We start from the raw sequence: 13661 nt of genomic DNA, 5'->3' as shown, positions 1-13661 counted from the left end.
AGTGTGTTTTAATTCAAATTGTTATTAGAAAGTTTACAAAAAAATTAACCAAATAAAACCATTCAAATGAAAACATCAAAACTAATTTTAGCCATCACTTTTTTAAGCATTTCCACAGCATTTGCTCAAAAAAGCAACATTGAAAAAGACCTTAAAATGTACACCCAAGTTTGGGACGACATCGTAAACAAAGGTCAAATTGACCTCATCAACGATAAAAACTTTGACCCTAATGTCGTACAGATTAATGATACCGGAAATATTGTAGGCATTGCAGATTTTAAAGCCTATTACCAAAATTTTATAACTGGATTTTCTGACGTCAAATTCACTGTAGAGGATGCTTTTGGTCAAGGCAATAAAATTGTAAAACATTGGCGATTTGAAGGAAAGCACACTGGCGATTTCTTCGGTATTCCAGCTACTGGAAATAAGGTTAATGTCGATGGCGTTACATTGGTTTTAATGAAAAACGGACGCATTGCCCAAGAGCAAGATTTTATGGACAATGGGGTGCTTATGCAACAATTGGGATTAGTTAGTGATCTAAATAATATAGCTGTTGTTGACGGAATGTACAAAGCATTTGCAACTGGTGATATTCCTAAAGTACTTGGCGCGATGGATGCCAAAATAGTTTGGAACGAAGCTGAAAGCAATTCCTTGGCTGATGGTAATCCATACATAGGACCAGATGCCGTTTTAAATGGTGTATTTGCAAAGTTGGGAGCAGACAATGAATATTTTAAACTAATGGACATTCAACTTCACGGAATGGATAACAACCAAGTATTGGCAACACTTCGCTATGATGCCAAAGTAAAGAAAACTGGAAAAACCTATAATGCCCAAGTTGCACATCTTTGGACACTTAAGGATGGAAAGGTAATCGCGTTTCAGCAGTTTTTGGACACTAAGAAAGTAGCAGATGCAATGCAAAATTAAATCTATTAGCCAAATATAAAATTATGAAAACAGCACTCATTACAGGAACAAGCAAGGGCATTGGCCTTGAAACAGCATTAACATTCGGTCGTGCAGGCTATAAAGTGTTTGCCACCATGCATAATCCCGAAGCAGCTTCCGATTTTAAGCAAAAAATCAAAAATGAATCTTTGGACATCACGATATCTAAAATGGATGTCGATTCTGATGCTTCTGTAAAGAAATGCATGGATGATATCCTACAAAAACACGGTTCAATAGATGTACTTGTTAATAACGCTGGGATTGAACGTCATGGATCAATTGAAGAGATGTCGATGGACGATTTTCAATCTGTTATGAATACCAATTATTTGGGGGTACTTCGGTGTACCAAAGCCTTGCTGCCACATATGCGAAAAAACAAAAATGGTTGCATTATTAATGTCGCTTCAATATCAGGTCATATTGCCAATAGTCCGTTGGGTGCTTATGCCGCAAGCAAATTTGCGCTTGAAGCTATCAGTGAAGCTTTGGCACAAGAAGTAAAAACCTTTAACATTAGGGTTGCTATAGTAGAACCAGGCATCATCAATACCGAAATGGCTGCTGATATTTCAGTCAATGGCAACTCCATCTATCCACATTCAAAACGTCAAGCTGGTCTTTTCAAAGCAGCATTAAAAACGCCAACGCCACCTTCACTCGTGGCAGTCAAAATTTTGGAAATTTCAGACAGTAAAACATGGAAATTAAGACATCCCGTTGGCCCAGATGCAGAACCGTTTATGGCATGGCGAGCTTCCTTGACAGATGAACAATGGGTGGATTGGAATGCCGCAAGCGACGAAGATTGGTATAAATCGGTTGAGCAGGATTTTGGTTTGAATGCGAGATAAATACTAAGAAAATGGCACTTAGTTGATGAAACATTAAATTATCATAAAAAAACGGAGCAAGCCAAAAACCAGATAGAGTAGGCAATAAAAATATTATAAAAGTTAACAATCAAAATAACAAAGAATTCTTTAAGCAAACCTATAAGACAGAAATTCTAAAACCATAAAAAATGAATCTAAAAATAATAGGAGCAGGATATGGACGAACAGGTACCATGTCAACATTTACCGCTTTAAAGCAATTGGGATTTCCATGCTACCACATGTCGGAAGTAATTCTTAATAAAGAAAATAAAGGGCATCTCGATTTTTGGAATGATGTGGCTAATGCAAAGGCTGGTCAGCAACATGATTGGGATAAAGTATTTGAAAAGTATAACGCTACTGTAGATAATCCGGCATGTTGTGTATGGCGTGAATTGTATGAAGCAAACCCCGATGCAAAAGTATTACTCACCTTGCATCCGCGCGGACCCGAGGCTTGGTATGAAAGCACCATAGCAACCATTTATTTTACCGAAAACCGATGGCAGTTTAAAGTCCTTGAACTCTTCACCTCGTTCGGTAGAAAAATGGGAAATATGAGCGCGAAATTAATTTGGCAACGAAATCACAAGGGGACAATGAATGATAAAACATTAGCTATTGCACGCTATAATGCACATATAGAAGAAGTGAAAGCTGCAATTCCTAAGGAAAAGCTTTTAATCTTTACAGTAGATCAGGGATGGGAACCACTTTGTAAATTTCTAGATGTTGAAGTGCCAAATTCTGAGTTTCCAAATGTAAATGATCGTGCAGAAATTAAAAAGACAATTGCAGATATAACCAAAGGCGCATATACCATATTGGCAATTGGAGCAATCGTATTAGTTGGGATTATCTATGGATTGATTAAATTCTTTGGATGAAGTTTAAAGAAGTGTTAGAAGATCCAGCTTGGATAGAAGCGCAGAAAAGGCACACCAAATTATGCCCAGTTACCTTATAGGTGCAAGAGAAGTATAAAGGGTTATTTCACTTTCAGACTTGATTTGTGTTTTTAAAGAAGCAATTGGCAATAAATTTTCAACAATTTTTGAAGACAATAATCAAAACTAAAAACATAGACAAAAACGGAGCAAGCCGAAAACCGGATAGAGTAAGCAATAACAATTTAAATTACAACACAATGGTAACAGTAATTGGTCAACACGAAGTGAAAGACTTCGATGAATGGAAAAAAGGATTTGACGTAGACCAGCCAAATCGAGACAAAGCAGGACTAAAATTTAAAGGACTGTACAAAAATGTTAAGAACCCGAATGATGTAACCTTCATTTTTGAAGCACCCAGCGTGGAAACTTTTAATTCTTACACCAGCAATCCAGCTACGCAAGAAGCAATGAAAGAAGCTGGTGTCATCAGTGTACCGAATTTTAGCGTGCTTGAAGAAGCTTAACGGCTATGGTAAAACAACTTAGCTTTTAAAGGTCAGAAAGGGCGAGCAAATTTGAAATACAGGTCCGCCCTTTTTAATTTAAAAACAACCCTAAACACACACATAATAAAAAGACTTACTATTCTAGTACTAGTGGCTAAAAATGTTGGGTTATTGACCATGAATTGTAACAATACTAATGCTTCCAAAGTTTCCAATGGAAATAATAAAGTTTAATAGGTTCAAAACAGTAACCTTTATACTAAACCAACTATCAAAATGATCAAACTTTTCCGAAACGTCCGCCAAAACCTTCTCAACGATGGTAAAACCACAAAGTATTTGAAATACGCCACCGGTGAAATAGTCCTTGTGGTCATTGGGATTTTGATTGCCCTGAGCATTAATAATTGGAACGAAAACAGAAAGCAAAAAAAAACATTATATAGTATTTATCAAATTATTAGAGAAGATATATCTATTGACATTACCGAAATAAATTCCTTTATAAATGATTATGATTCCGTTAGAAAACCCGCTTTCGAGGCTGTTCTAAACAAAAACCCTTCAAAAGCAGACTACCTAAAACACCCAGAGTACCTTAGTGTTTTAAAGGGTTTCAAAGATTTTTCAATCAATCTACGTGGTTTTGAATTACTTAAAAACCTACCGAACGATGGTACTATTGATAAACAAAATCTTGCCTCTAAAATTAATCTATTTTACAATCAACATCTAACAGAAATCAATGTAGCCACTTCTGAGGTAATGCGCGAAATGATTAATAATTTGAGTGATTATAAACAATTACCCTGGTTTTCGTCTTTTTTTATTAATAACGAAACCGATGAAGCGATAGATTTTATGATAGACAATCCATTACAAAAAAATCGGATTGCAATATATTATTTAGTGCATGACATTTATGTTCAAGAATTACAGAAATTCAAAGTAAACGGAGAAGCCATTATTAAACAAATTGATGCTATTAATTAAATTTAGAAAATAATGATTAAACTCTTCCGAAATATCCGCAAAAACCTTTTAAAGGAAGGTAAAACAACCAACTACCTCAAATACGCCATCGGCGAAATCATCCTCGTGGTCATTGGGATTTTGATTGCATTGGGAATCAACAACTGGAATAACGAACGACAGTTAAAACAAAGCAACAAAGTGTTTTTAAGCAAAATGCTAAAAGACCTTGATGCTAATGAGAAACGATTAAGTACCATAGTTTATGATTCTTTAAATGACGGCACCTATCCATCGTTGGAAGAAGCGGTAAAAGCATGTGATTCCATATTAAAACTAACCTATTTAGGACTGAAAGAATCTCATTTCAACTACCTCATGACAGCTCCCTTTAATTCAGGAAGTTCGCTTTTGAATTTGAATGACAACACATACTCCGAATTGAGCAATACAGGCAAATTATATTCTCTGGGTTCTGAAACTTTGGTGGAAGCCATCACAACCTACTACAAAAGAGGCGAACGCGAATCAGACTATAATGTAACGAACTCTAAAGACATAAATTATGGATTTATAAAATTTGATGATGGTTTTGGGAAGCTAATGATGGATTATCATATAGACTCCCTCAATTTCAACCTAAATAACTATCCATTTTACACTGACAAAAACTCGAAAGAATACAAAGATTACCAAATAGGAATGGACCTAATTGGAGAAGGCCAAAATCAAAATATGATTAAAATGAAAGAACTCATTATTGAGACAATCAAATTAAAGGATCTCATAAAAAACGAATTGCAACATGATTAAATTTTTTAGAAAAATACGCCAAAACATGATTAAAGAAAACAGAGCAAGCAAATACCTCCTCTACGCCATTGGTGAAATAATCCTCGTGGTCATTGGAATTTTGATTGCTTTGAGCATTAATAATTGGAATGAAAAGCAAAAATTAAATGCAAAGAAACAAGATTATTATGTGCAGTTAATAGACGACTTGAAAAGCGATATTAAATTTTCAAAAGACTACCTTGAAGAATCTAGCGCTTACTTAAAAGAATATGAGAGTTATACAGATGGGTATCATAAAGATGTATTAACACCAAATCAAGTTTATGAACAGATCTCTAAACTCGATTTGGAAACGACACCATTAACATTTAATACAAGTACTATAGAATCACTTCAGAGCACTGGTGATATTGGATTAATTCCTTCTAATATAAGAAATAGATTAGTCGATCTAAAACGTCTTCAAGCCCTTACTATAAAGCGTTTTGAAGATACAGACAATGGAAAGAGTGACATTACTCAAAATTTAAGCCTTTTGCTAGGGTCAACAACGCTACCTAAAAGGCTATTGAATCAACCTAAACTAAAGGATTTTTTAAATATTGACGAAAATTTAAAGAAGCTGATTTTGGTTTACGAAGGAATACATCGTTGGAAAAGTATATCTCTAAACGAAACCAAAGAGAGATTAGAAGAAATGCAAAAGGAAATAAATACTATTATGGAACTAATTAATACAGAATTAAAGACATAACGAAAGCACAATACTTTATAATATTAACTGCTAACCTAAATGATAAAACTCTTCAGAAACATTAGACAAAACATGCTCGCAGAAGGCAAAACCACAAAATATCTCAAATACGCCATTGGCGAAATAATCCTCGTGGTCATTGGCATTTTGATTGCTTTGGCAATAAACAATTGGAATCAAAACCGAATAAAAAATTTACAAGAAAGAGATGACTTACAAAATTTAAAAGAAGAACTCCAAAGCAACATTTCAGACTTTACAAAGCTAGATTCACTTTACGCAACCTTTGAGCGAAGTACTGCCGATGGTTTAAAATTATTCAATAATAATCCTAAAGTTGAAGATTTTAGACAAATTGATACGCTTATTGTTACCCGTTTGAAGGTATTTCCATTAACAAGAAGCACCTATGATGAAATGCTGAATACAGGTAAATTTTATAATCTTAAAAATAAAACACTCAAAACAAAAATAACCCAGTTTTATTCTCAAGCAGACAACTACTCGTTAGCATTTCTTGAAATCAATAAAGAAGTTTTAAAAATGATGAATCATCCCGATTTATATCAATATGAACTACTTATAGATAAGCTAAAAACGAAACTGATAAACATAAAAAATATTGACACAACGTGGGTGCACAACCTAAACACACCAACATATTTGGCATTTTATAAAAAAGCAAATTACATTCAAGAATATAGCAATACAGCAAGACGTGATTTAATGGCAACACAGATTTTTGTTTGTAAAGAACTCGTTGTTTCAATTGATACTGAATTAGAAAACAGAAAATAATGAATTAATTCTAAGTAACTTTCAATATAACATCACTAGCTAACCTTTCAAAATCAGCACACTAAATGAAAACAAAACTATTAATTTTATTAAGTATCGCAACCTTTCAATTAAATGCGCAGTCCATACTTCCACCCATACAAGAATGGCACGGAAAAAGTGAATTACTCATTGCAAATGCTTCAAATAAGTGGATAACAACTGCAGAAACATCAGCTTTCACCAAAACCCCAACCTATGACGAAACGATGAGTTGGTTTAAAAAACTAGCTGACGCTTCGCCATTCATTACTATGACTTCTATTGGCAAAAGCCCGGAAGGAAGAATTATTTATATGGTGATTGCTTCCACAGAAAAAACAGTGACTGCCGCATCATTAAAAAAATCAGGAAAACCAATATTATTGGCGCAAGCTGGAATCCATTCTGGGGAAATTGACGGAAAAGATGCGGGAATGATGCTTCTTCGTGATATTGCTTTTGGAAATAAGAAGTCATTGATAGAAAATGTGAATTTTTTATTTATTCCCATCCTAAATGTAGATGGACATGAGCGAAGTTCATCATTTAACAGACCCAATCAGCGAGGACCGCAAAATATGGGATGGCGTACCAATGCCCAAAATTTAAACCTGAATAGAGATTATGCCAAAATAGACACCAAAGAAGTGCAATCCGTAATAAATGTGATCAATGAATATGACCCGTTACTTTACATGGATCTTCACGTTACCGACGGTGCTGATTATCAATACGACATTACATTTGGTGGTTTGGATGGACAAGGGTATTCAAAATCTATTTCCAATTGGCTAGACAAAACCTACAAAACACAGGCGGATAAAGACCTAATTGCCAATGGACACATTCCCGGACAATTATTGTTTGCTTTAAACGATCGTGACTTTTCTGAAGGAAATATACTTGCATCAGGAGAACCTCGATTTTCAGATGCTTATGGAGATGCGCGGCATACTGCTAGCGTTCTTGTTGAAAATCATTCTTTAAAGCCATTCAAACAACGGGTTTTAGGAACATATGTATTATTAGAAAGCACTTTAAAAATACTAGCAACAGAGGGAAATTCACTAAAAGAAAGCACGATAACCGATAGGGCAAAAAGAGAATCCCCGCTTCCTATGAAGTTTAAAGTGCCACAAATGGATGATAAAGTAAATTTTGAAAATTTATCCATCGCGAAGTTGAAAGAGGATGTGGTTGCGGCTCCCGATAGTCTAAAACTTTTAGGAATTGAATCAAAAATTGTAAAATCCAAAGTAACCAATACGGATTATGTGGAATGGACAGGCAAACCGGTAACCATGACCATTGCCAATTTTAAAGCCACAGAACCTATGGATTTGGTGGTTCGCCCAAAAGGATATTATGTGCCAATATGGTGTTCTGAAGTCATTGAAAGGCTAAAGCTACATGGTATTCAAATGGAAATTTTAAAAGAACCAAAAGAAGTAGCTGTAGAAATGTACCGCATTCAAGACGCAAAATTTCAGGATGACTCAGGCAACGTTTTACCCTATGAAGGCCATATGCAAGTAAAAGGTATACCCGTTCCAGAAATCCGAAAAGAAGTCTTTCCAGCAGGTTCAGTATATATTTCAACCGACCAACCTTTAGGAGATTTAACGATGTTTTTATTGGAACCCAAATCACCCGATTCTTTTTTGAGTTGGGGATTTTTCAATGCGATTTTTCAACGTACTGAATATATTGAAGCCTATGTTATGGAACCAACCATCACAAAAATGCTTGCGGATTCCCCCGAATTACTAAAAGAATTTGAAGATAAAAAAGCATCGGATACTATTTTTGCGAACGACCCAAATACCATATACACTTGGTTTTATAGCAAAACAAAATTCTATGATGAGCGCTATTTATTATACCCAATTGGAAGAAATTTATAAAATATTATGAAATGAGCATAACCAATAATTGGTAGCAAAAACCAATAATGATATGAGACCCGAGAGCTTTGCACGAATTGGCGAAGCAATTACATATAACCGGTAAAAAACAATAAACATCAACATATGAAAACAAAACTATTTATTTTATTAGGAATTGCAACGCTTCAATTAAGCGCCCAGAATTATCAAAAAATTCACAGCAAAGCCATTCTTGTGGACACTCACAACGATTTTCTTACCCAAACAATGGAGAAGAATTTAGTATTCGACACCGATTTAAAAGGCAAAACCCACAGCGACCTCAACAGGATGAAGGAAGGTGGCTTAGATGTTCAATTCTTTTCTGTTTGGAGCGATGGCGAAAGGGTAAATCCGTATGCCTTTGCCAACCGCCAAATAGATAGTTTGGATGCTGTAATAAAACGGAATCCTGATAAAATCGTAAAAGTCGCCAATTCAAAAGAACTTTTAAAAGCGGTAAAAAATGGCAAAATTGCGGCTTTAGTAGGTTTGGAAGGCGGCCATCAGTTTGAGAATGATTTGGGCAAGCTTGAAGCGCTTTATAATCGCGGTACTCGCTACATCACGTTAACTTGGAATAACTCTACACCATGGGCAACCAGCGCTGCCGACGAAACCAATCCGGAAGGCGCAAAAAATTCCGAAGGAAAAAATGGGCTTACCGCTTTTGGCAAACAAGTAGTCCAAAAAATGAACCGCTTGGGAATGTTAATAGATATTTCGCACGTGGGTGAACAAACGTTTTATGATGTAATCGCCACAACTTCAAAACCTGTTATCGCTTCACATAGTTCAGTTTATACACTTTGTCCACATCCTCGAAATCTGAAAGATGATCAAATAAAAGCGATTGCAAAAAATGGTGGCGTAATTCAAATAAACTTTAATTCAGGATTTATTGATCCAACTGTTGATAAACGGGAAAGTGTCTTTCTTAAAAAATACAAAGCAGAAATAGATTCATTAACGCAGGCTGGGATGAATCCATTTATCGCTCAAGAAAGTATCTACATAAAATATGCAGATGAATCCCAACAATTTCGCGCACCTTTTGAACTGGTAATTAAACATATAGAATACGTCATCAATTTGGTAGGTGTGGATTATGTAGGTATCGGTTCCGATTTTGACGGAATTTTTCTGCCACCAAAACAATTGGATGATGTTACCGATTATATAAAAATTACAAAAGCCTTGGTTGAAAAAGGCTACAGCGAAAAAGATATTGATAAAATCCTTGGCGGAAATCTGCTTCGAGTTTTAAAAGCCAATGAAACCAATTAACATAAAACCAACACTTATGAAAAATACAATTTACTTTCTCATAATTTCCGCAGTGCTACTTTTAAGCTGTGCCGAAAAAAAAGAAACCGCAAAGTCTGAAACCGACTGTAAATCCAATTATTTCGACTATTCAAATAGCGATGATCAAATAACGGGCGGCATCAAAATGATTCCGATTACTACTCCAAAAGGCACTTTTAATGTGTGGACAAAACGCATGGGCAACAACCCAAAAATGAAGGTTTTACTACTTCACGGTGGTCCCGGTGGTACCCACGAATTTTTTGAAAATTTTGACGGCTATCTTCCCAATGAAGAAATAGAATACATCTATTACGATCAACTGGACAGTTATTACAGCGACAAGCCCAACGATTCCACACTTTGGACCACAGAACATTTTGTGGAAGAAGTGGAGCAAGTGCGCAAGGCTTTAAATTTAGATAAAGACAATTTCTATCTTCTTGGTCAATCGTGGGGCGGAATTTTGGCAATGGAATACGCACTGAAATATCAAAACAATTTAAAAGGTTTGATTATTTCAAATATGATGGCCAGCATTCCTGAGTATGAAAAATATGCTGAAGTATTGGGAGCTCAACTTCCTCCAGAAATTTATAAAGAAATCAAGGAATTGGAGGCAAAGGAAGATTTCTCAAATCCCAGATACGCCGAGTTGGTGATGAATAATTATTACACAGAACACATCCTTCGCAAACCTTTGGATGAATGGCCCGAGTTTATCAATCGCGGTTTTTCGCACCTCAACCCAAACATTTATATCTATATGCAGGGTTATAGTGAATTTGGTGTAACTGGAAATGCAACATTGAAAGGCTGGGATGTTTCCGATAGATTAAAGGAATTGACTGTTCCAACTTTAATGATTGGTGGAAAATACGACACTATGGACCCAAAATATATGGAATGGATGAGCACCCAAGTGCAACACGGAAGAAGTTTGACAGTCAATGCAGGACACGTTTCACAATATGATGACCCAGAAACTTATTTTCCAGGATTGATAAAATTTATTAAAGATGTAAATACAGGAGAATTCAAATAAGGTTGGTGTAAAATCAGCTAATTAACAACCAATGATACCAAAAACCAACCGAATTGAATCCATTGATGTCCTACGTGGCGTTGTGATGGTCATCATGGCCTTGGACCATGTGCGGGATTACTTCCATTATGGTGCTTTTTTTTCTGACCCCAGCAATCTGGAGACTACTACACCAATGCTGTTTTTTACACGCTTTATTACACACTATTGTGCCCCGGTATTTGTGTTTTTAGCAGGAACCTCAGCATTTCTGTATGGAAGCAGAAAAACAAAACCAGAACTTTTTAAATTTCTGTTTACCCGTGGTATTTGGCTCATTTTTTTGGAAATCGCTGTCAATAATCTTATCTGGACATTTGATTTAACATATAGCCTTAATATTTTTCAAGTTATCTGGGCCATCGGATGCAGTATGGTCTGCCTTTCCTTTCTTATCTATTTACCGAAAAAAATTATTCTTATAATAGGAATTGCTCTGATTGCCGGACATAATTTATTGGACGACTTTGTGATGCAAGGCAAAAGCTTTGAGGCCATCATTTGGTATATTTTACACCAGGAAAACGGTTTGGTTTTCGGGCCAAATTCTTTGGTTATATTACATTATCCGTTAATTCCATGGATAGGACTGATGGCTTTGGGCTATTTGTTCGGCACATTTTATCAAAAGGATTTTAATGCAATGATTCGTGGAAAATGGCTACTGTTATTAGGCTTTGGCGCGCTTTTTCTATTTTTTGTTTTAAGGGGAGTGAACGTTTATGGCGACCTAGTGCCGTGGACAATTCAAGATACCGCATCCAAAACTATTCTTTCAATATTTAACGTAACCAAATATCCGCCTTCTTTATTATATCTGTGCATTACAATGGGGCCAGCATTTATATTCCTATACATATTTGAAAACACAAAAAACAAGCTCACGGATTTCTTTTTGGTTTTTGGAAGGGTTCCACTGTTTTATTATTTCCTCCACGTTTTTGTAATCCACGTTTTTGCAATTGTTGGCATGATGATTTTTGGTGGAGATTGGCATTCTATGATTTTGACCGCGGAAAATTTCAGTAATGCAAGTCTTATAACCTATGGCTATTCCCTATTTGTTGTTTATCTGGTTTGGATTGGCGTAGTGCTTCTACTCTACCCTTTCTGCAAAAAATACATGATCTATAAAGCTAACAATAAGGATAAATGGTGGTTGAGTTATTTATAATTAGAAAATAATATTATGATTCAAAAAGACGAAGGATTAAAAAGAAGAGTTGGCGCACTGGGTTTATCGGCTAACATCATTAATATTATTATTGGCTCTGGTATTTTTGTACTACCTGCAATTGTAGCTAGTTATATGGGAGCATCCAGCATTGTTGCTTATTTGTTTTGCGGACTGTTAATGGCAATGATAATGCTTTGTTTTGCAGAAGCTGGAAGTAAAGTAACAAACACCGGCGGACCCTACACCTATATTGAAACAGCTTTTGGCGATTATCCTGGCTTTGTTGCTGGTGTTTTTGCTGTTGGAAGTAATTTGTTTGCAGATGCCGCTGTCTCTAATGCGCTAGTAAATGTTGTTGCCTCGGCATATCCCATATTTGAAAATGGATGGCCTCGATTTTTGTTTTTATTTATTCTTTTTTACGGTCTAGTTTACGTAAATGTAATTGGCTTAAAACAAGGGATGGGTTTAGTGAAGTTTAATACCATCGTTAAGCTAATACCTTTGCTTTTACTGATTTTCATCGGCATTAAGGATGTTTCCTTAAGCAATTTGTATTTTCAACATTTTCCGAGTGTTAAAACTTTAGGCGAAACATCCCTTATTTTATTTTTTGCTTTTCAAGGCTGCGAAACGGGTATTATTGTTGGCGGAGAGGTTATTAATCCAAAACGTACAATCCCTAGAGCTATTTTAATAAGTATTACAACAGTCGCGATTGTTTATATCTTAATTCAAACAGTTTCTCAAGGTGTTATGGGCGATGCTTTACCAAATTTTAAAGCAGCTCCACTTGCTGAAACCGCCCGTGTTGTTTTTGGCCCTTTTGGATATATGCTTTTAATTGTTGGCGCCGTTATTTCCATGTTTGGTTATATGAGCGGGACCATTCTGAATAGTCCGAGAATAGTTTATGCGCTTGCCAGAGATAAGGTAATCCCGATAAATGCATTATCCAGAATTCACAAATCATTTGCTACACCACACATAGCCATTATTTTATATGCAACTATCGGTTTTATCTTAGCTGTTACTGGCAGTTTTGAACAATTAGTGATTATTGCCAGTAGCGCAATGTTGATTCTTTATTTGGGAGTAGCACTTTCTGTAATTAAGTTGCGCAATTCTAAAGAACAATATACTGGAGGATTTAAAATTCCAGGAGGTTGGACTGTCCCCATTTTAGCTATTGCCATAATCCTATACTTTTTATCAAGCCTTTCGGCAAATGAGATGATTGGTACAGGAATAGTCATAGTTGTATTAACGCTTGTTTTTTTCGCTATTAAGTTTTTAAAAAAGAAAGTTGTATGATAAAACTCTTTAGAAACATCCACAAAAACCTTCTCAATGAAGGGAAAACCAGTAAATATCTTAAATACGCTATTGGTGAAATAATCCTTGTGGTTATTGGTATTTTAATTGCGTTGAGCATTAATAATTGGAATGAACTTCAAAAAAATTCCATTGAAGAAAAAGCAATATTGGAAAGTCTTGATGAAAATTTCATTTTAGCCAAAATACAATCAGAATTAAAAAACAAATAGCCAATAAATCATCATAATAATAGTCATATATATT

Annotated in this window: 14 protein-coding genes; all 14 read left to right on the top strand. The window is 35.4% G+C overall.

Annotated features, from left to right (window positions below; genetic code table 11):
* The first annotated feature begins 66 nt into the window (after window positions 1-66).
* Complete coding sequence (locus tag ESU54_RS13010; RefSeq protein ID WP_111844097.1) at window positions 67-945, top strand: ester cyclase; 879 nt, start codon at window positions 67-69, stop codon at window positions 943-945.
* A gap of 23 nt (window positions 946-968) precedes the next feature.
* Window positions 969-1823 carry an SDR family oxidoreductase gene (locus tag ESU54_RS13005; RefSeq protein ID WP_111844096.1) on the top strand — a complete coding sequence of 285 codons (855 nt, stop codon included), beginning with the start codon at window positions 969-971 and terminating at the stop codon, window positions 1821-1823.
* Between the two features lie 170 nt (window positions 1824-1993).
* Complete coding sequence (locus tag ESU54_RS13000) at window positions 1994-2734, top strand: sulfotransferase family protein (RefSeq protein WP_111844095.1); 741 nt, start codon at window positions 1994-1996, stop codon at window positions 2732-2734.
* Between the two features lie 167 nt (window positions 2735-2901).
* Window positions 2902-3264, top strand: a complete 363-nt coding sequence (locus ESU54_RS12995; RefSeq protein WP_146743982.1) for a hypothetical protein — start codon at window positions 2902-2904, stop codon at window positions 3262-3264.
* A gap of 258 nt (window positions 3265-3522) precedes the next feature.
* The gene (locus ESU54_RS12990) at window positions 3523-4239 is read left to right on the top strand and encodes a DUF6090 family protein (RefSeq protein WP_111844093.1); all 717 of its coding nucleotides are present in this window, start codon (window positions 3523-3525) and stop codon (window positions 4237-4239) included.
* Window positions 4240-4251: 12 nt separating this feature from the next.
* Window positions 4252-5031: a DUF6090 family protein gene (locus ESU54_RS12985; RefSeq protein WP_111844090.1), complete on the top strand. Its 780-nt coding sequence runs from the start codon at window positions 4252-4254 to the stop codon at window positions 5029-5031.
* 25 nt (window positions 5032-5056) lie between these two features.
* Entirely contained in the window at window positions 5057-5767 is a 711-nt protein-coding gene (locus ESU54_RS12980) for a DUF6090 family protein (protein ID WP_170253284.1), read from the top strand.
* Window positions 5768-5806: 39 nt separating this feature from the next.
* Window positions 5807-6565, top strand: a complete 759-nt coding sequence (locus ESU54_RS12975) for a DUF6090 family protein (RefSeq protein WP_111844088.1) — start codon at window positions 5807-5809, stop codon at window positions 6563-6565.
* A gap of 65 nt (window positions 6566-6630) precedes the next feature.
* On the top strand, window positions 6631-8490 hold the full coding sequence (locus tag ESU54_RS12970; RefSeq protein ID WP_111844087.1) for a M14 family metallopeptidase: 1860 nt from the start codon (window positions 6631-6633) through the stop codon (window positions 8488-8490).
* Between the two features lie 126 nt (window positions 8491-8616).
* Window positions 8617-9798, top strand: coding sequence for a dipeptidase (locus tag ESU54_RS12965; protein WP_111844086.1), 1182 nt, complete (start codon window positions 8617-8619; stop codon window positions 9796-9798).
* Window positions 9799-9814: 16 nt separating this feature from the next.
* Window positions 9815-10864: a proline iminopeptidase-family hydrolase gene (locus ESU54_RS12960; RefSeq protein WP_111844163.1), complete on the top strand. Its 1050-nt coding sequence runs from the start codon at window positions 9815-9817 to the stop codon at window positions 10862-10864.
* 31 nt (window positions 10865-10895) lie between these two features.
* Window positions 10896-12077 (top strand): DUF1624 domain-containing protein, encoded by a 1182-nt coding sequence (locus ESU54_RS12955; RefSeq protein ID WP_111844085.1) that lies wholly within the window; start codon window positions 10896-10898, stop codon window positions 12075-12077.
* A gap of 15 nt (window positions 12078-12092) precedes the next feature.
* Window positions 12093-13394, top strand: coding sequence for an APC family permease (locus ESU54_RS12950; RefSeq protein WP_111844084.1), 1302 nt, complete (start codon window positions 12093-12095; stop codon window positions 13392-13394).
* Complete coding sequence (locus ESU54_RS12945) at window positions 13391-13627, top strand: DUF6090 family protein (RefSeq protein WP_317130408.1); 237 nt, start codon at window positions 13391-13393, stop codon at window positions 13625-13627. The genes ESU54_RS12950 and ESU54_RS12945 overlap by 4 nt, the downstream gene beginning before the upstream one ends.
* Window positions 13628-13661 lie beyond the last annotated feature (34 nt).

Source organism: Aequorivita antarctica (assembly GCF_007997155.1).
Taxonomy (GTDB): Bacteria; Bacteroidota; Bacteroidia; order Flavobacteriales; family Flavobacteriaceae; genus Aequorivita; species Aequorivita antarctica.
Note: the sequence above shows the minus strand (reverse complement) of the source record. Positions and strands in the feature narration are given on the sequence as shown.

Bases quoted from the DNA above. Each gene is read 5' to 3' on its own strand.
- ESU54_RS13010 (WP_111844097.1), top strand. From the start codon at position 67: ATGAAAACATCAAAACTAATTTTAGCCATCACTTTTTTAAGCATTTCC.
- ESU54_RS13005 (WP_111844096.1), top strand. From the start codon at position 969: ATGAAAACAGCACTCATTACAGGAACAAGCAAGGGCATTGGCCTTGAA.
- ESU54_RS13000 (WP_111844095.1), top strand. From the start codon at position 1,994: ATGAATCTAAAAATAATAGGAGCAGGATATGGACGAACAGGTACCATG.
- ESU54_RS12990 (WP_111844093.1), top strand. From the start codon at position 3,523: ATGATCAAACTTTTCCGAAACGTCCGCCAAAACCTTCTCAACGATGGT.
- ESU54_RS12985 (WP_111844090.1), top strand. From the start codon at position 4,252: ATGATTAAACTCTTCCGAAATATCCGCAAAAACCTTTTAAAGGAAGGT.
- ESU54_RS12980 (WP_170253284.1), top strand. From the start codon at position 5,057: ATGATTAAAGAAAACAGAGCAAGCAAATACCTCCTCTACGCCATTGGT.
- ESU54_RS12975 (WP_111844088.1), top strand. From the start codon at position 5,807: ATGATAAAACTCTTCAGAAACATTAGACAAAACATGCTCGCAGAAGGC.
- ESU54_RS12970 (WP_111844087.1), top strand. From the start codon at position 6,631: ATGAAAACAAAACTATTAATTTTATTAAGTATCGCAACCTTTCAATTA.
- ESU54_RS12965 (WP_111844086.1), top strand. From the start codon at position 8,617: ATGAAAACAAAACTATTTATTTTATTAGGAATTGCAACGCTTCAATTA.
- ESU54_RS12960 (WP_111844163.1), top strand. From the start codon at position 9,815: ATGAAAAATACAATTTACTTTCTCATAATTTCCGCAGTGCTACTTTTA.
- ESU54_RS12955 (WP_111844085.1), top strand. From the start codon at position 10,896: ATGATACCAAAAACCAACCGAATTGAATCCATTGATGTCCTACGTGGC.
- ESU54_RS12950 (WP_111844084.1), top strand. From the start codon at position 12,093: ATGATTCAAAAAGACGAAGGATTAAAAAGAAGAGTTGGCGCACTGGGT.
- ESU54_RS12945 (WP_317130408.1), top strand. From the start codon at position 13,391: ATGATAAAACTCTTTAGAAACATCCACAAAAACCTTCTCAATGAAGGG.